At 43.4% G+C, this 19250-nt stretch carries 16 protein-coding genes; 11 read left to right on the forward strand and 5 right to left on the reverse strand.

What is annotated here, in order from left to right:
• Positions 1 to 16: 16 nt before the first annotated feature.
• The 3 genes from FTU13_RS06800 to FTU13_RS06810 all read right to left on the reverse strand — a co-directional run bounded on the left by FTU13_RS06800 (position 17) and on the right by FTU13_RS06810 (position 2277).
• Positions 17 to 703: a 3-oxoacid CoA-transferase subunit A gene (locus tag FTU13_RS06800; RefSeq protein WP_078193765.1), complete on the reverse strand. Its 687-nt coding sequence runs from the start codon at positions 701 to 703 to the stop codon at positions 17 to 19.
• 153 nt (positions 704 to 856) lie between these two features.
• Positions 857 to 1147: a muconolactone Delta-isomerase gene (gene catC, locus FTU13_RS06805; RefSeq protein ID WP_180084991.1), complete on the reverse strand. Its 291-nt coding sequence runs from the start codon at positions 1145 to 1147 to the stop codon at positions 857 to 859.
• Positions 1148 to 1167: 20 nt separating this feature from the next.
• On the reverse strand, positions 1168 to 2277 hold the full coding sequence (locus FTU13_RS06810) for a muconate/chloromuconate family cycloisomerase (RefSeq protein WP_180023666.1): 1110 nt from the start codon (positions 2275 to 2277) through the stop codon (positions 1168 to 1170).
• A 103-nt stretch (positions 2278 to 2380) separates the two neighbouring features.
• Between FTU13_RS06810 and catM the strand changes: the two genes are divergently transcribed.
• On the forward strand, positions 2381 to 3304 hold the full coding sequence (catM, locus tag FTU13_RS06815; protein ID WP_180023667.1) for a cis,cis-muconate-binding transcription regulator CatM: 924 nt from the start codon (positions 2381 to 2383) through the stop codon (positions 3302 to 3304).
• Positions 3305 to 3381: 77 nt separating this feature from the next.
• Here the strand turns inward: catM and FTU13_RS06820 are convergent, their stop codons facing one another.
• Entirely contained in the window at positions 3382 to 4377 is a 996-nt protein-coding gene (locus tag FTU13_RS06820; protein WP_180161102.1) for an ABC transporter substrate-binding protein, read from the reverse strand.
• A 3-nt stretch (positions 4378 to 4380) separates the two neighbouring features.
• On the reverse strand, positions 4381 to 4968 hold the full coding sequence (locus tag FTU13_RS06825; RefSeq protein WP_078190882.1) for an ANTAR domain-containing response regulator: 588 nt from the start codon (positions 4966 to 4968) through the stop codon (positions 4381 to 4383).
• Positions 4969 to 5413: 445 nt separating this feature from the next.
• Between FTU13_RS06825 and FTU13_RS06830 the strand changes: the two genes are divergently transcribed.
• From FTU13_RS06830 to FTU13_RS06875, 10 genes are all read left to right on the forward strand, one after another.
• Positions 5414 to 6763: an MFS transporter gene (locus tag FTU13_RS06830; protein ID WP_180127582.1), complete on the forward strand. Its 1350-nt coding sequence runs from the start codon at positions 5414 to 5416 to the stop codon at positions 6761 to 6763.
• A gap of 66 nt (positions 6764 to 6829) precedes the next feature.
• Positions 6830 to 9376, forward strand: a complete 2547-nt coding sequence (gene nirB, locus FTU13_RS06835) for a nitrite reductase large subunit NirB (RefSeq protein ID WP_218955134.1) — start codon at positions 6830 to 6832, stop codon at positions 9374 to 9376.
• Between the two features lie 113 nt (positions 9377 to 9489).
• Entirely contained in the window at positions 9490 to 11100 is a 1611-nt protein-coding gene (nirD, locus tag FTU13_RS06840) for a nitrite reductase small subunit NirD (protein ID WP_180127580.1), read from the forward strand.
• Positions 11101 to 11391: 291 nt separating this feature from the next.
• A complete protein-coding gene (locus tag FTU13_RS06845) occupies positions 11392 to 14184 on the forward strand; it encodes a nitrate reductase (RefSeq protein WP_180127578.1) in 2793 nt (930 codons plus the stop codon).
• Positions 14184 to 14807 carry a molybdenum cofactor guanylyltransferase gene (locus FTU13_RS06850; RefSeq protein WP_373423882.1) on the forward strand — a complete coding sequence of 208 codons (624 nt, stop codon included), beginning with the start codon at positions 14184 to 14186 and terminating at the stop codon, positions 14805 to 14807. The genes FTU13_RS06845 and FTU13_RS06850 overlap by 1 nt, the downstream gene beginning before the upstream one ends.
• Positions 14808 to 15162: 355 nt before the next feature.
• A complete protein-coding gene (gene moaA / locus FTU13_RS06855) occupies positions 15163 to 16200 on the forward strand; it encodes a GTP 3',8-cyclase MoaA (RefSeq protein ID WP_180127576.1) in 1038 nt (345 codons plus the stop codon).
• A 2-nt stretch (positions 16201 to 16202) separates the two neighbouring features.
• Complete coding sequence (locus tag FTU13_RS06860) at positions 16203 to 16454, forward strand: MoaD/ThiS family protein (protein ID WP_180127574.1); 252 nt, start codon at positions 16203 to 16205, stop codon at positions 16452 to 16454.
• Between the two features lie 2 nt (positions 16455 to 16456).
• Entirely contained in the window at positions 16457 to 17023 is a 567-nt protein-coding gene (locus FTU13_RS06865) for a molybdenum cofactor biosynthesis protein MoaE (RefSeq protein WP_180127572.1), read from the forward strand.
• Between the two features lie 51 nt (positions 17024 to 17074).
• Positions 17075 to 17998 (forward strand): bifunctional molybdenum cofactor biosynthesis protein MoaC/MoaB, encoded by a 924-nt coding sequence (moaCB, locus tag FTU13_RS06870; protein WP_180023676.1) that lies wholly within the window; start codon positions 17075 to 17077, stop codon positions 17996 to 17998.
• Positions 17995 to 19245: a molybdopterin molybdotransferase MoeA gene (locus FTU13_RS06875; RefSeq protein WP_180127570.1), complete on the forward strand. Its 1251-nt coding sequence runs from the start codon at positions 17995 to 17997 to the stop codon at positions 19243 to 19245. Before moaCB ends, FTU13_RS06875 begins: the two co-directional genes overlap by 4 nt.
• Positions 19246 to 19250 lie beyond the last annotated feature (5 nt).

A 19250-nucleotide genomic window follows, 5' to 3' on the forward strand; every position in this document is an offset into this window, starting at 1 on the left:
TCTTTCCTCACGTGATTTATGCAGATTGCTCAAGCTGTGCAGGTTGAACAGCCACAACATGTTGTACAAAAATGCCAGGGGTAATAATGTGCTCTGGGTCCAATGCACCAAGTTCAACCACTTCTGAGACTTGAGCAATCGTCACATCTGCCGCCATGGCCATAATGGGGCCAAAATTACGCGCTGATTTGTTGTAAACCAAGTTGCCCCAGCGGTCGCCCTGATGTGCTTTGATTAAAGCAAAATCAGCTTTAATTGGATTTTCGAGGACAAAATCTTTGCCTTCATAATTGAGTGTAGGTTTGCCTTCTGCCAGCAACGTACCGAAACCAGTTGGTGTATAAATTGGACCCAACCCCATACCTGCAGCCTGAATACGGCAAGCCAAATTACCTTGTGGTACAAGCTCAAGTTCTATCTTTCCTGCACGATATAATTCATCGAACACCCAAGAGTCGGATTGGCGAGGGAAAGAACAAATCATCTTACGGACAGCACCAGCTTTGAGTAATTTAGCCAGTCCATAGTCACCATTACCTGCATTGTTGTTGACGATGATGAGATCTTTGATGCCAAGTTCTATCAATCCATCAATCAGTTCAGCAGGCTGACCAGCCGTACCGAAACCGCCAATCATAATGGTTGATCCATCCTTAATTTGAGAAAGTGCTTCTGTTAAGGAAGCGGTACTTTTATCAATCATGCTACGATCCTTCATCAAGAACGATAAAACTATTTACCTGACTAACCACTTCAGTCATGCAAGGCAGATAATCTTTTATTTCAAATATTTACAAACTTAAAAATGCAGAAAATGGATTCCAACTATGTGCTACACAATTGGAATCCAATCGCATCAGCTGTCATCACTACGAACAGAAGAAGGATGACGATTTAAAGCCATAACTTCAATATTCATATACGGGTAAAGGGGCAATCCTTGTAAAATGTTGTGTAGCTCTTCATTGCTTTCAACATCAAAAATACTGATATTTGAATATTGACCGGTAATGCGCCAGATATGACGCCATTTGCCTTTACGTTGTAGATCTTGTGAATAAGCTTTTTCTACAGCTTTAATTTCATTGGCTTTTTCGACTGGCATATCTAATGGAATATTGACATCCATGCGTACTTGGAAAAGCATTTCTCACTCCTAGCTAAATGTTATTTGCGACGTAAGTCATCAATTTTGTTTTCATCAATTTCAATCCCTAAACCCGCTGTGGTCGGAATCTTGAGTTCGAAATCTTGATATTGAAGTGGGGTTTTTAAAATTTCTTCAGTTAGCAGCAATGGACCAAAAAGCTCTGTGCCATAAGCTAAATTGTCAAATGTAGAAAATGCATGTGCCGATGCAATAGTGCCCACAGGGCCTTCAAGCATGGTTCCACCATATAAATCGATACCCGCAAGTTTGGCGATTTTAGAAACCTCACAGCCTTCGATTAAACCGCCAGACTGTGCAACTTTGACTGCAAAAACAGATGCAGAATTGTGCCGCGCAAGTTGATATGCCGTTTGCGGACCCATCAGTGATTCATCTGCCATAATGGCTATATCAAAACGACGAGTTAAACGGCGCATCGCGTCAATGTTATCGATCGCGCAAGGCTGCTCAATCAGATCAACACCACCATCTTGTAACAATTGAATGCCTTTAATGGCATCTAGTTCAGACCATGCACGGTTGACATCCACACGAATAGAAATGTCCGAACCTAACGCTTTTTTTATGGCTAATACATGCTCAACATCAGCTTCAACGGGGCGTGAACCGATTTTAAGTTTGAAAATATTATGTCGTTTTGCCGCAATCATTTTTTGTGCTTCGGCAATGTCTTTTTCTGTATTGCCAGACGCAAGTACCCAAAGAACAGGTAAGCTGTCACGTAAGCGCCCGCCCAATACTTCGCTTAAAGGCAAATTTAAACGCTGCGCCAAAATATCGAGTAGCGCCGTTTGAATGGCACATTTAGCAAAGCGATTGCCGTTAATATTACGTTTAATGGCTTGCATGGTTTGAGCAACATTCAAACCAGTGAGGGTTTTCAGTAAAGGACTAAAATAAGTTTCAATATTGGTACGAATGCTTTCAGGGCTTTCTTCACCATAGCCTAGACCGCCAATCGTCGTCGCTTCACCCCAACCGATATAACCATCTTCGGTAGTGATTTTAATCAAAACAAGGGTTTGCGTTTGCATGGTTGCAACAGCCATCTTGTGCGGACGGATTGTTGGGATTTCCACGAGCAGGGTTTCAATCGACTTATACATCTTGCGTATTTCTTATCTATCCAACTATTTATATACCCTAATTTAATGTAATATCTTTAACTAGAGCGATTTTGGTATTTTTAGATACTTAAAAGGTATATAAATGGAATTAAGGCACTTACGTTACTTTGTCACCGTGGTTGAAGAGCAAAGTATTACCAAGGCAGCAGAAAAATTATGTATTGCTCAGCCGCCTTTGAGCCGCCAAATTCAAAAACTTGAAGAAGAGCTGGGGATTACCTTGTTTGAGCGTGGTTCTAGACCCGTGAAAACCACAGAAGCAGGTATGTTCTTTTATGAGCATGCTGTGCAGATATTGACGCATACCGCCCAGGCCACAACCATGGCACAACGGATTAATGCCGTCGATAAAACTGTCCGCATTGGTTATGTCAGTTCGCTTTTATACGCATTATTGCCGCAAATTATTTATCTATTTCGACAACGTAACCCAGATATTCATGTTGAACTCATAGAATGTGGTACACGCGATCAGATTGAAGCCTTAAAAACCGGTCGAATCGATATTGGTTTTGGACGACTTCGATTAACCGATCCGTCCATTAAACGTGTTTTATTAAGAAAAGAAGCGCTACGTTTAGCTATTCATAAAAATCATCATTTGGCTGAATTTAAAGACAAAGGCATTTATCTTTCTCAAATTTTAGATGAACCAATTTTTGCCTATCCAACAACACCTAAACCGAATTTTTCTACCCTTATCCAATCCATTTTTACCGAATTAGGACTTGTACCTAAACATTTAACCGAAGTGCGTGAAATTCATATGGCTTTGGGCTTGGTGGCGTCGGGAGAGGGTATTTCTCTGATCCCTGAAAGTGCCAGTGATATTGGCATGAAAAATTTGATGTATATCCCAATCTTAGATTTGGAAGCCTATAGTCCAATCTCTTTGTCGGTGCGCAATATGGATCATAGTAATTACATTCCAAAGATACTGGATTGCATTCGTGAAGTCTTTGTTGAAGAAAATATCGATCTGCGCGCCATCGATGCAGATGCATAACTAAGTCAAGGTTTCATGGTCGATGTAACACAAGATCCATTATTCAGATGATAGGGTCTTATGGAATATCAATCACTTCAGCCCAAAGCATCCTGATAAATACAAGACTGAGCTATTTCAAAAACCTTTTCATCTTCAATATTCAATTGATCATATTGCTGCATTTTTTGAATCATCCATTCAAAATCTGACGTTTGTGGCGCTTGGCTCTTGCCAAAATTTTGAATGATTCTTTTGATCCGATGAAAAGCCTCGACGTGAATCTGCTCAGAACAATCAAAACGGATGATGTGATATTGCTTTAACAAAGAAAATATTTCAGAAAAATGCGTTTGTTGAAGCAGATCGTTTTGGGCTTTTTGGATGGCAAGATTGATTGCGTTTAAGGTATTAGGATGTTTTTCTGCCCAATCATGGGTAAAAGCCAAAACTTTATCTGGAATATGATCAATAATATCTTGGCTATTGACGATAATACGACTATAGCCTTGTATTTCAGCTTGCGTATTCCACGGCTCTCCGACACAGAATACATCAATTCGTTGCGTTGATATTGCTTCGACCATATAAGGCGGTGGTAAAGTTGAAAACGTTTGCGTTTGAGCAATTTCTGTGTCTGCAAGTGCCAGCCATTCTCTTAGAATATAATGATGAATCGAATGCTGAAAAACATGCGCCAACTGAATCGTTTGATTCTGTTTTACCGCAGATACGATTTTCTCTGCTGAATTTTTTGGAAGATCCAAAGCATGGATATTTAATTCATAGCACAGCTTTTGACTCAAACTAATATAAGCACAATTAGTACTGAGTGTAAGAGAGGTTTGTAAGGGAATGCCGAGATGGTCTTTACCCGTCACAGACGCAGGCAGCATGGCCGATAAGCAATGGGCAGCATCTAAAAAACCAAAAGCTAGACGGTCGCGTAAACTTGCCCAAGACGGTTCTTGAGTCAGTGTGACATTTAACCCTTGTTCAGCAAAATATCCTTGATGTTCTGCCCAGAGCAAAGCAACACAGTCGAGTAAAGGAATATAGCCCAATTGAATATCTGTTTTTTCAAGCTTTTGCATGGTTTATTCCTTAAATTGAGACTGTAACAACGCTTGCGCATCAAGCAGCCGACGCGCCATTTCACCCATTGTCATACGGTGACTCATGGCATTTTTTCTCAGTAAATTAAATGCTTGATCTTCGGTTAAACCATGCATTTGTATTAAAAGCACTTTGGCTTTTTCAATATCTTTTCGATCGGCCAGTTTGCACTTGGTTTCAGCCAAATCATTCAGTAGTTTTTTATGCTTTTTATATTGTTCAATCGAAATTTCTAAAATGCTATTCAAACGTGCAGGGTCAATACCATCGACAATATATGCTGTCACACCCGCATCAATCGCGCTTCGGATAATTTCGAGACTCGAATTTTTAGTGAATAGAACAGTCGGTAAGTCAAATTGGCTGACACAGCTTTCAATGACATCGCGATGCGGATGATCCATATCCAATAAAATCACATCTGCCTGAATATTTTGCAGATATGACATATTTAAATGATCAATCATAAAACTGGCGACCACATCAAAGTCATGCTGAATTAATGAGGCTTGAATAAATTCAGCGCGTTCTTGATCATCATCAATCAGGGCTATTTTTAGTTTTGGCATGCAAACGCTCAGACAGAGCCAAACAAATACGTATTGAGCTTGCTAAGCAAATTAAATGCCAAATCTAAAGGCAATACAAAATATAAATCTGCTTCTATGTTTGAGCATAGTTATGTGCGCATTTTTAAATTGAACCATTTCCATGCACTGATCTTGTGCAGGGCTGAACCACGCTTGAACATTTAGCTGCATCTCTATAGGCACATTGACTATCTATTTACCTTAATTCGCTTAATTTCTGACAAGTCGGCGTTCAAAGCCGCAATGTAAAGATGAATTGAAGTCGAAAATAAAAACTTGGCATGGCTCGTGCTTAATACTTGTTGAGTCAATGAAGACTCTAAAAATTTGTTAGACGGCCAACGACGTCCGTTCTGATCGACTCTGTTATGTGTTAGCGACATAACCGAGTAATTCATGCGTTCAGTTCAGTCAGGAGAAGGTTATGTCTTCAAATTTAAATGCCAAAAAAGCCACAAAAATAAGTCTATTTAATTTTTCTTCAGCAGCAATGCAGGCCTTCCACATGAGTTGGCTCGCATTCTTTGTTTGCTTCTTTGCATGGTTTGCCTGTGCGCCTTTGATGCCAGTGATTGCAGGTGAATTTAATCTAACAAAAGACCAAATCGCTAATATTAATATTGCTGCGGTTGCAATCACCATTTTAGTTCGTCTGATCGTTGGGCCTTTATGTGATAAATACGGCCCGCGTAAAACATATACAGCATTATTAATTGTCGGCAGCATCCCAGTCTTTGGGGTTGCATCTGCGAATAGCTATGAATCTTTTCTTTTCTTCCGCTTGCTGATCGGTGCGATCGGCGCAAGCTTTGTCATCACGCAATACCACACTAGCATTATGTTTGCGCCTAATGTGGTGGGGACAGCCAATGCGGCAACAGCAGGCTGGGGTAATGCCGGCGGCGGTGCAACTCAAGCCCTCATGCCTTTATTGCTTGGCGCACTCGTTATGTTTGGTGTAGAGCAAGCGATGGGCTGGCGCATAGCGTTAATCGTTCCTGGTGTGATGATGTTGATCGTAGGCGCGCTGTATTGGAAATTTACCCAAGACTGCCCGCAAGGCAACTTTAAAGAACTGCGTGAACAAGGCGTTGCAGTCGGTTCAGATAAAAAAGGCGGTGTAGCCATTCTCATGCACGCTGCACGTAACTATCGCGTATGGATTTTATTTGGCGCTTATGCAGCTTGCTTTGGTATAGAAATCTTTATTCACAACATTATTGCGCTGTATTACGTCGACAACTTCCAATTTGGATTAAAAGAAGCGGGTATGGCAGCAGGGATCTTCGGTCTATTGGCACTGTTTGCCCGCGCGCTCGGCGGCATTGTTTCAGACAAAGTCGCGACTACCAAAGGCTTGGATGGCCGTACCAAAGTTCTGTTTGCGATGATTCTGCTAGAAGGACTGTTTTTAATACTGTTCTCGCAAATGAGCACGCCAATCTTCGCCATTCTTGCCATGACAGTCTTTGCGCTCTTCACCCATATGGCGTGCGGCGCAACCTATGCCTTGGTGCCATTCATTGACCGTGATGCTTTAGGCGGCGTGGCAGGCATTATCGGCGCAGGCGGTAACGTTGGTGCGGTAGCTGCAGGATTCTTGCTTAAAGGCATGTTGGATATTCAAACCACGCTGATGGTGCTTGGCGGTTTGGTGGTGATTGCTGCAAGCTGTGTACTGATGATCCGCTTCTCTGTAGAGCATAAAGAAAAAGAACAGCGCTTATTTGAACAAGCTGTGAATGAAAGAAATCTAGCTGAAGTTCAAAACTAATACAAATAGCAGCCTAAGCGTATAGAGGCTTAGGCTGTGCAAAAGAAAATATTACGGAGAAAGAATATGAAAATCATCATGATTGGTCATGGCATGGTTGGCCACAAGTTTATCGAATCTGTACTGGAACACGCAGGTGATGATGTTGAATTAACCATTTTAGCTGAAGAGCCGCGTCTTGCTTATGACCGTGTGCATTTAACTGAATACTTCAGCGGCAAGTCAGCGAAAGACTTAACCCTGTGCCGCAGCGACTTTGCTGATGCATACGGTATAGATTTACGCCTGAGCACCAAAGCGGTTGAAATTGATCAGCGTAATAAAACGGTCACGACCAATCACGGTGATATTCTTTCTTTTGACAAGCTGGTGCTCGCAACAGGTTCATATGCATTTGTGCCGCCAATTCCAGGCAATGAGCGTGAAAACTGCTTTGTGTACCGTACCATTGAAGACTTGGATGCCATCCGTGCCGCAAGCTTCAATGCTAAAACAGGTGTGGTGATCGGCGGCGGTTTATTGGGTTTAGAAGCAGCAAAAGCGCTGCGTGATTTAAACTTAGAAACCCATGTTGTTGAATTTGCACCACGCTTAATGGCAGTTCAGATTGATGATCTAGGCGGTAAAGTTTTACGCTCTAAAATTGAAAATCTAGGTGTTAAAGTCCATACGCAAAAAGCGACATCTTGCATCGAAGATGGTGCAAATGCGAAGCACGTGATGAAGTTTGGTGATGGTTCTGAACTGGAAACCGATATCATCTTATTCTCTGCAGGTATCCGCCCGCGCGATGAATTAGCGCGCCAAAGCGGTCTAGCGATTGGTGAACGTGGCGGTATTGCGATTAACGATTATTGCCAAACTTCAAACCCTGACATTTATGCCATTGGTGAATGTGCGCTTTGGCAGAATAAAATTTATGGCTTAGTTGCACCGGGCTATGACATGGCGCGTATTGCAGCAAAGCATGTGATGGAACAAAACTGCACGCTTTTCGCTGGTGCAGATATGAGCACCAAGCTGAAACTGATGGGTGTTGATGTTGCATCTGTTGGCGATGCGCATGCAATGACACCAAATTCTTTAAGTTATTTCTATGCAGATGAAGCAGCTCAGGTTTATAAAAAAATTGTCGTGAATGCAGAGAAAACTAAGCTGCTAGGTGCAGTATTGGTGGGCTGTGCTAAAGAATACAATGACCTGCTGCAAATGATGCTGAATGGCTTAGAAGTTCCAGAAAGCCCAGAAAGCCTAATCATGCCTGGTTATGCACAATCTGCAGGTAAATCGGGCGGAAGCGGTGTCGATCTGCTGCCAGACAGCGCAACGATTTGTTCATGTAACAACGTCTCTAAAGCAGATATTTGTTCAGCCATTGCAGACGGATCGACCTCTTTAGGCGCATTGAAAAAATGTACTAAAGCTGCAACAGCTTGCGGCGGCTGTGCGCCATTAGTCACTCAAGTACTTAAATCGGAGCTTCAGCGTCAAGGTGTAACTGTAAATAACCATTTATGTGAACACTTTGCTTATTCACGCCAAGAGCTCTATCACTTGGTACGTGTGAACGAAATCAAAACCTTTGATGACCTGATTCAACAGCATGGCCATGGTTTAGGCTGTGATATCTGTAAACCGACGGCAGCCAATATCCTAGCTTCATGCTGGAATGACTTTGTACTTAAACCGAGCCATGCGGGCCTGCAAGACAGTAATGACTACTACCTCGGCAATATTCAAAAAGACGGTTCATATTCGGTTGTACCGCGTATGGCGGGCGGTGAAGTTACTCCGGATGGATTAATTGCCGTGGGTCAAATTGCCAAAGAATATGGTCTATATACCAAACTTACAGGCGGTCAGCGTGTTGATATGTTTGGTGCACAAGTGCATCAACTGCCTGAAATCTGGGAAAAATTGATTGCTGCTGGGTTTGAGTCTGGCCATGCCTACGGCAAATCACTGCGTACGGTGAAATCTTGTGTCGGCAGTACTTGGTGCCGTTATGGCGTGGACGATTCAGTCGGCTTGGCGATTTTTTTAGAGAACCGCTACAAAGGCCTTCGCTCACCGCACAAACTGAAAATGGCTGTGTCGGGCTGTACCCGTGAATGTGCTGAGGCGCAAAGTAAAGATGTTGGCGTGATTGCGACAGAAAAGGGCTGGAACCTTTATGTATGCGGTAACGGCGGTATGAAACCGCGTCATGCAGAATTATTGGCTTCTGACTTAGATACGCAAACATTGATCAAATACATTGACCGTTTCTTTATGTTCTACATTCAAACAGCAGACCGTTTGCAGCGTACTTCTGTATGGCGCGACAACATGGAAGGCGGTTTAGATTACCTGAAAGATGTCGTTGTGAATGATTCGCTTGGCGTAGCGGGTGAACTTGAACGCCGTATGAGCCATGTTGTGGGTACATATCAAGATGAATGGCGTACTGCTGTAGAAGATCCTGAAGTACGTAAACGCTTTGTGACTTTCGTGAATGCAAAAGCAGAACAGCAAAATGATCCGCATATTCAGTTTGCATCCGTTCGCGGTCAAATCAGACCCAAAACAGAAGCTGAACGCGATTCGTCACGCATTCCAGTGGTTGAAGCTTAAGAGAAAAACGAATTTAAAACTTCTTTTATTTGATTTACATCCTTATTCGGTTTCTCGTTAAAGCGGAAACGAAAGATGGTGAACTAAAAGAAGTTTAAAAAAGGATGAAGAATATGACAATTTTAAAAGAAATGAATGATTTAGACTGGTTTGATGTTTGTGCATTAGAAGATATTACGCCAAATACAGGTGTGGGCGCACTGATTGAAAATCAGCAAATTGCGATATTCCGTGTCGGTGAAGAAAAGCGGGTTTATGCACTGAGCAATCAAGACCCATTTAGCCAAGCCTATGTTATGTCCCGCGGTATTATTGGTGACTTGCAGGGTGAACGTGTTGTTGCATCACCCATTTATAAACAGCATTTCAGCCTTGCTACTGGACGCTGCTTAGAAGATAAAGACCAAAAACTCTTGGTTTTTCCAAGCAAAATTGAAAATGGCCGTGTGCTGATTAGTCCAACTGCTCAAAAAACCTATATTACCAATAACGCGCCATCGTCTGAGTTGATGAAACTTGTTATGGTCGGCAATGGCTTAGCAGGTATGCGTTGCTTAGAAGATCTGCTGGATATGGCGCCAGAGCGTTATGAAATTACAGTCATAGGCGAAGAACCTTGGGGTAATTACAACCGAATTATGCTTTCACCTGTGCTTTCAGGTGATAAAACCATTGAAGATATCATGCTGCACTCACATGCTTGGTATAAAGACAAAAATATCCGTTTTGTAGCAGGTGATGCGGCGGTACGCATAGACCGTCCGCGTAAGCAGGTATACACAGAAAAAGGCTTGGTCATCGATTATGACCGTCTGATTTTAGCGACAGGTTCTAAGCCGTTTATTCCGCCAATACCGGGAACTGACTTAAAAGGTGTTCTCAGCTTCCGTGATATTTATGATGTAAACCGCATGCTGGATTACTGTAAATCTAAGCAAAATGCAGTGGTGATTGGCGGCGGTTTACTTGGCCTAGAGGCTGCGTATGGCCTGAAACAGCGTGGCATGAATGTCACAGTACTGCATTTGATGGATCGTATTATGGACCGTCAGTTAGATGAAAAAGCCAGCTTAATGCTCAATCATGCGATTGAACAAAAAGGTATAAAAATCATGACCGCAGCAAATACCCAAGAGTTGATGGGTGAAGATGGCCATGTGAAGCAGCTTCGTTTGCAAGACGGTACTGTTTTAGATGCAGATCTTGTGGTTTTTGCGGTGGGTATTCGTCCGAATATTGAGCTTGCGCAAAGTGCAGGACTGCGCTGCGGCCGCGGTGTCATGGTGAATGACACCATGCAAACTTTTGATCCGAGTATTTATGCGGTGGGTGAATGTATTGAACACCGAAGCCAAACTTTCGGTTTAGTTGAACCGCTTTGGGGACAGGCATTCATTTGTGCATCGCATTTGGCCGAACATGGCAGCTTAACCTTCAAAGCGCCTACGGTTCCGACGCAGTTAAAAGTCAGCGGCTGTGATGTTTTTTCTGCAGGTAACTTTGAACCGTTGGATGATTTTGAAGACATTATTTTGAATGATGAAAAACGCCAAATCTATAAACGCATTATTATTCAAAAAGATAGAGTGATTGGTGCTGTGCTGTTTGGCGATACTGAAGACGGGGCATGGTATGCAGAATTGATTTCAGATCAAACTCCAATTTCAAGTATCCGAAACAAATTGCTGTTTGGTAAGGATTTTGCATTAAAGAAAGCAGGGTAACGGAATCGCCCTGATAAAAAAAGATACAAGATTTAAATCTTCATTGGATACGCGATAACGTCATCCGCTGTTGTTTAAGGCAGGATTGCAGATGAATAGTCATGTATTTGCAATACATCTGTTAGAAGCCGGTAGTGGACGAGTTCAGCGGATGACAATGGTTTTGCCTACTTTTCTCTAAAGAAAAGTAGGTCGAACCGAATGTTGACCTTTAAATATAAACGTAAATGAAAAGACACCGATTTGAGCGTGTTAAGTGTTTAAAAAAGTTTGGAAAAGGAGCCAGCAGAAGTGAATAGCATCCCGATAGTGGAACTGCATAGCTCCACAGAAAATAAAATTAAAACAACGCAAACCACTTGTCCATATTGCGGTGTCGGCTGCGGCGTGAGCGCAACAGTTGAACAGACAGCTTTAGGGCAAAAAGTGAGCGTGACTGGCGATGCGAACCATCCATCAAACTATGGCAAGCTGTGCATTAAAGGCAGTAACTTAGCCGATACGATTGGATTAGAAACACGTGTTTTACAGCCGATGCTTGGGCGTCAAACATCACCATTTCATACTCGTCAGGCTACAGATTGGAACACAGCAACAGCACTGATTGCCGAAAAATTTCAGCAATGTATAGATCTTTACGGACGTGAAAGCATCGCTTTTTATGTGTCGGGCCAACTGCTGACGGAGGATTACTATGCCGTTAACAAATTTGTCAAAGGCTATTTAGGTACTGCAAATATTGACACCAATTCACGGCTTTGCATGTCATCGGCTGTGGCGGCACATAAGCGTGCATTTGGTGAAGACCTTGTACCAGCAAGCTATGAAGACTTTGAGCATACAGATATGGTGGTGCTGGTCGGATCCAATACAGCATGGTGCCATCCCGTGCTGTATCAGCGCATTATGAAAGCCAAAGAAGAACGTGATTTGTTCGTGGTGGTCATTGATCCGCGCTTTACCAGTACCTGTGAGGCTGCAGATTTGCATTTGCCAATTTTACCGGGGCAAGATGTCGCACTGTTCAACGGTTTGCTGCAGTATTTAGTACAAAATAATCATAGTGATGTAGATTTTATCACCAAACATACTCAAGGTTTGGCGCAAGCGCTGGAGCAAAGTAAAACAGAAGCTTCTATGACAGCAGTTGCGGAGCGTACAGGTATTTCTTTAGAAAAATTACAGCTATTTTTTGAAAAATTTGCGCAAACTGACAAAGTTATGTCGCTATTTTCGATGGGGGTTAATCAGTCTTCGCGCGGTGTAGACAAAGCCAACAGTATTATTAACTGCCATTTGCTGACTGGCAAAATCGGAAAATTAGGTGCAGCGCCTTTTTCTATGACAGGTCAGCCCAATGCAATGGGTGGCCGCGAGGTTGGCGGCTTAGCCAATATGCTGGCTGCGCACTTAGATGTCGATAACACAGCGCATCAGGCATTAGTACAAGCGTTTTGGCAAAGTCCATTTATTGCCAATAAAGCGGGATTAAAAGCGGTTGATCTGTTTCAGGCGGTTGAAAGCGGCAAAATAAAAGTCATCTGGATTATGGCTACTAATCCTGTAGTTAGCTTGCCAGATGCAGATCAAGTCAAACGTGCCTTAGAGCAATGCGAGTTTGTAGTGGTGTCGGATATTTGCAAAGACACAGACACAGCAATATATGCAGATGTGCTTTTACCTGCATTGGGCTGGGGTGAAAAAGACGGAACCGTTACCAATTCTGAACGCCGTATTTCACGTCAAACTGCTTTTTTAGATGCGCCGGGTGAAGCCAGAGCAGACTGGTGGTCTATTGCACAAGTTGCGAAAAAGATGGGTTATAGCGGTTTTGACTACAGCAGCAGCTATGACATATTTATTGAACATGCAAAATTATCTGCTTATCAAAATGCGCCTTTAGATCAACGTGATACCACTGAGTCTTTTCGCTACTTTAACTTGCAGGGTTTAAGTAAGTTATCTGCACAAGATTATGCTGAATTAAAGCCCGTGCAATGGCCAGTTTGGCAGTTAGATCAGAGCGCTCATGCAGTCAGCCGTTTGTTTGCAGCAGGCCAATTCAGCCATGCCGATGCCAAAGCTAAGTTTGTAGCAACAACCGCTATTGACCCTTTGAACAAGATTTGCGGCGAATATCCGCTGGTTTTAAATACTGGCCGTATCCGTGATCAATGGCACACCATGAGCCGTACGGGTTTATCTGCAAACTTGAGTACACATATCGCCGAACCATTTTGTGAAATACACCCGCAAGATGCACTGAAGTTTGGTGTTAAAGATGGTGAACTGGTTGAGGTGAAATCTAACTTGGGCTTATGTATTTTACGTGCACAGGTCAGCAGTAAAATTCGACGCGGTCAAATTTTTGCGCCAATTCATTGGAATGACCAAGTCGCATCGGATGCGCGTATTGGCAAAGTGGTGAATCCTGTGGTCGATGCACTATCTGGTGAGCCTGAATTTAAACATACACCTGTATTTGTACAGCCGTTTTATACACAGTGGCAAGGTGTACTGTATGTACGTGACGGCTTTGAGCAAATGGTGCAAAACACCATTCAAAACACGGTGTGGTGGACCAAAATTAAAACAGCGAAAGCGACACGTTTTGAGTTGGCAGATCGTAAAAAATTTAGAAACACGGTTCAGCAGCTGAAAACATTACTGCCATATACCGATGAAAGCTTTGAATGGCTGAATTTGGAAGATCAAACTGCCGATTTGAGTCATACCGTGGTGCTGCAAGATGGGCATTTAATTGCCAGTCTATATATTGCGCAACGCTCTATGCTGCCAGACCGTGATTGGATTGCTGGCATGTTTAAGCGTGAACGACTAAGCGCAATGCACCGCAAAGCGCTGCTTGCAGGTCAGCCGATGAACATGACCAACAGTGCAGGTCCGCTGGTCTGCAGCTGCTTTAAAGTCGGTAAAAATACCATTATCGAAACCATTAAAGAAAAGAATATTAGCCATGAAAAACAAGTTACTGCATGTTTAAAGGCTGGCGGCAATTGCGGTTCGTGCTTATCAGAAATTCGAGGCTTAATTAAAGCCTGTCAGACGGAGTACGCAGAATGATGAAGAAAATCACCAAATCAGTAGGCTATCCAGAAACAGACTTGGTTATTTTGGCGGGCGGTCAGGCCCGCAGAATGAACGGCATGAATAAAGTGCTGCAAAAATTTGATAATGAAATTCAGCTGATTAAGATCCATCAGCAGTTGAAATCACGGGCTGAAAATGTCTGGATCAACAGCCATCGCGATCATTCGATTTATAAACGGCTCATTCCCTCGATCCGCTTTTATCAAGATGATGAAGCCGGATTTTTAGGGCCATTGATGGGGATGAAAAGCGCGTGGTCACATGTTGAGTCTGATTATGTTTTGTTTGTCCCGTGCGATGTGACCTATATCCCGAAGAAAGTGCTTTCGAGATTGCATCAGGCCATGCAGCGGGATCCCTTGTGTGAAGTAGCTGTAGTGGAAATTAATGGCAAAGCGCTGTATCCATTTTGTTTGCTGAAACGAAGCAGTCTCACAATGCTGCAGGTGCATCTTGATCAAAAACAGCGCAGTTTGAAGGGGTGTTTTAGTAAAATGCACATGCAAGTTGCACGTTTTCAAAATAATGCACTCTTTTTTCACAGCATTAACTCTCTAGATGAGCTGCAGCAGCACCGTCAGCTGAATTTTCTCTAAAAGCTGTACCTTTTGCGGAGCTTTCATTTCAAATAATGAGCCTAATGTGCTGTTTTTGAACCCAGAGAGAAAATCTACAGCCAATATGAAGCTTTTGAGCATGATATCTAGAGATAAAACAGACTGCTTTTATACCTAAGATAATGGGCTCAACGGCAATTTATATTTTTAATTGCTATTAGTTATTTATAAGTTATTGATTTTGTGTGTCAAAAAACAAACCAAATCCTCTGAAATAAATATTCAAAAAAGCGCAAAGTTGGAACACTTATTGCAATTTTTACTGCAAGAAAAGAGGGCGCAAAATTTGTACTGAGCTAAGACAGGGCAAATGACAGCACCATGGAAGATAAACATGAACAGCATGACACAATTACAGCCAGTGACCATTTTTAAGGATCAGTTTGGCCGTGAAAAACACAAGTTGCGCATTTCAGTGACAGACCGCTGTAATTTTAAATGTGTCTATTGCATGCCTGAACATCCTGAATGGATGAAAAAGCACAATCTTCTCAGTTTTGAATCCCTTTACAATTTTTGTGAATTTATGGTGCTGCTCGGGATTGATCAGATCCGGATCACGGGCGGCGAACCGCTCATGCGTCAAGGCGTTGTGCATTTTATTCAACAGCTGCAGCAGTTGAGAAAGCTAGGCCTTAAACGTATTTCCATGACAACCAATGGACATTATCTGAAGCAATATGCACAGGCCTTAAAACAAGCCGGCTTAGATGGCATAAATATCAGCTTAGACAGTTTGGATGAAGCGCAATTTTTCCAGCTGACACAAAAACAATTACAGCCTGTATTAGATGGGATTGAAGCAGCTCAGCAAGCGGGCTTTGAAATCAAAATCAATTCCGTGTTAATCAAAGGCTTGAATGAACAGCAAATCATTCCATTAGCAAAATGGGCGCTGCAAAAAGGTTTCGAACTACGGTTTATCGAGTTTATGCCGCTGGATGGCGATCAAAACTGGTCTAAAGCTGCGGTCGTTACCGAACAAAACATACTGGATAAACTCAATACTGTTTTTGAAGTGCAAACACTGCACGGTCAAGGCACATCGCCAGCCAGATCATACTTAATCAACGGCTTGCCTATAGGCATTATTTCAACCATCAGCAATTCTTTTTGCGGCAGCTGCGACCGTTTGAGACTGAATGCGCAAGGCGAGTTTTTTAACTGCCTGTTTGCCCGAAAAGGTTTAAATCTCAGCCATGAAATTCAGCAGCTGAAAAGCAGTAAAACAACAGAGTTAATGCCGCTCGATGCAATGGCTTTGCAGCAAAAATTAGGCAGTTATATTTGGCAGAAGGAGCAAGGCTTTCATGCCATAACTGCCCAATCCAGCCCATCTAGAAAAATCAGCATGCATATGATTGGAGGTTAATGATGAGTCAGATCACCATCAAAATAGAATCTTTTGGCGCTATTGAACGCCTGCTGCCAGAGAATTTGAGTCTGACTTGCTTCGAACAGCAGTCAATCGCAGAGGTTTTGCTGCTGGTCGCAGATCAATTTCCGCAGTCATTCGACATGCTTGAACGCTGCGCCTGCGCTATGGGAGAAGACATTGTGCCAAGGCAAACCGCATTGATGCAGGACAGTACCGTTGTGCTGTTGTCACCTGTGGCGGGAGGCTGAATATGGAGCTCAAGCATATTTCACGCATACAAGACACGGTATTCAGCCAAGCCGATTTTGACAGCATTAAGGCATTTCCTGAATGCGGCGGTATAGGTGTATTTATAGGCGCGGTGCGTAATCACCATGAAGGCAAAGCGGTAAAAGCTTTGAAATATACCGCTTATGCGCCTGTGGCTGAAAAAATGATCCGGCAAATTGAACAGGAAGTTCAAGCCAAATACGGCGTGTCATATCTACGGGTTGTACACCGTATTGGCGCGCTGCAGGTCGGTGACACCGCCATTATCGCCATGGCCTATGCGCCGCACCGACGTGAGGCTTTTGCTGCCTGCGAAGAAGCGGTTGAGCGGGTTAAGCATGAAGTTCCGGTCTGGAAAGAAGAGTTTTATATGGACGGCAGCAGCCAATATGTAGAGGGCTGCTGTATTCGTAAAGATCATGTGCCCAAGGCGACAAGTCATACAGCGCAGCATGCTCATATTCATGGCGAGTCATGTGAACATGCACATCAAAACAGCCATCAGACCATGCATTTGAACGCCAATATTTACCAATGGCACCTATAAAACTCCAAATTTAATACTGCAGACGCAAATGAATAAGATAAGGACAAAGCAATGAAAAATGTGGGCATGAAAGCGGAAAGTTATCGTACAGCCATTGCAACTGGAATTCTGCATGCGCCGCCACATTGCATTGAACTGCTGCGTAATGGCAATACAGAAAAAGGCGATGCGCTGAAAACCGCACGGATTGCAGGTATATTGGGCGCAAAACGCACGGATGAACTCATTCCGCTGTGTCATCCGCTGCCGATCTACCGTGCAGATGTCGAATATGAATTATTTGAGGCGCATGTCGAAATCAGTGCTGTGGTCGAAACCATTGGCCCAACGGGTGTGGAAATGGAAGCATTAACTGCGGTCAGTCTTGCCGGTTTAACGCTGTATGACATGCTGAAACCGCACTGTGAGCCTGAAGATTTATGCCTAGATCAGGTGAAACTGCAAAAGAAAAAAGGCGGTAAATCACATTTTACCCGTGTATTGAAAGAAAGCTTATCGGCGTCGATTATTGTGCTTTCAGATACGGTTGCTGCCGGTAAAAAATCAGATACTGCAGGGCAAAATGTCCTCGAAATTTTAGAAGAAGCAAACTTCAGCAACATCAGCTATCAAGTGATACCGGACAGTCCTGAACAGCTTTTGGCTCTTATTGAACAGCATAAGACGCAATATCCGCTGATTTTGACCGTGGGCGGTACAGGTCTAGGCCAGAAAGATTTAACCGTTGAAACCATTCAGCCGCTGTTAAAACGGGAAATTCCAGGGCTGATGGAAGCATCCCGCAGTTTTGGGCAGAAACGCACCCCTTATGCGGCCCTCAGCCGCGGTGTTGCCGGCTATATTGATGACAGTTTAGTCATTACACTGCCGGGCAGCAGACAAGGCGCAAAAGAATCATTGATTGCCATTTTACCTGCCTTGGTGCATCTATTTGATGTGCAGAAGAATATTCCGCATGCAGGAGGCTACCAATGAACCAAGCCGTATTGCACGCAGGCTGCGGGGCCGAGGCTGGACTGATTTCAGTGGACGAAGCGCTTACGCTGATTCAGACACATACGCAAAGTTTAGCGCATGAAACTTTGGCGCTTCAGCACGCTTTAGGCCGTTATTTGGCGGCAGATGTGCATTCACCAATTCAGCTGCCTTTATTTGCGCAAAGCGCAGTGGATGGCTATGCCATTTGCGCAGCGGGTGAAATTAAACCCGGCGCGCAATTTAAGCTGATTGGAGAAATCCGCGCAGGGCAAACGGCTCAAATAAGCTTAAAAGCAGGGCAAGCTGTCCGCATATTTACCGGCGCGCCGATACCTGAAGGCACGGCAACTGTAGCGCGGCAAGAAATTGTAAAGGCGGATAGACAGCAGATTGAACTGACTGCAGCCTTAAGCCCGCATGCAGATATTCGAGATGCAGGTGAGGAAATTTCATTTGGACAATGTTTAGCAGCGCGTGGTCAAAAGCTGACGGTTGGATCAATTGCAGCGCTCAGTATGGCTGGTATTTCACACTGCGAAGTTTTTGCCTATCCGAAAATTGCGGTCGTAATTACAGGTGATGAAGTTGCGCAAAATATAGAAGATTACCGTGCTGGTAAAATATTTGATGCCAATGCGCCGCTGATTTTAGTATGGTTTCAGTCGCAGCACGTCCAAGTTGAAGTGATTCATATTGCAGATGAAAAACAGGCGGTTTTAGATTTATTCAACCGTTTAAAAGACAGCTTTGATTTAATTTTAACGACTGGCGGCGTATCTGTCGGTGATTATGATTTTGTTCGGCCGGCAGCCTTGGACATCGGTTTTCAGCAAATTTTCTGGAAAGTGAAACAAAAACCCGGCAAACCGATGCTGTTTGCACAATATCGACGTCCTGACAGCAGTTCCTGTTATTTACTCGGACTGCCGGGCAACCCCGCTGCAGTCTATGTCGGCATGCAAATTTATACAGATAGATTATTGAAAGCCCTACAAGGTCAAACACCTGCGCTGGACTGGTTCAGCGCAGTCATGACACATGACCTAAAAGCAGATGCACGTGAGCGGTTTTTAAGAATGTCGGCGCACTTTGATAAGCAAGGCAAGCTTCAACTAACCAGCCTATCTAAACAGCAGTCGCATATGTTGAGCAATTTAATGCAAGCCAATTGCATTGTTCGGATTCCTGCAGGGCAGTCTGTGCAAGCAGGACAAATTCTTCAAGGCGTATTTATTCAGCATTAGGAGTT

The organism is Acinetobacter sp. YH12064, from assembly GCF_013419735.1.
GTDB classification, from domain to species: domain Bacteria; phylum Pseudomonadota; class Gammaproteobacteria; order Pseudomonadales; family Moraxellaceae; genus Acinetobacter; species Acinetobacter amyesii.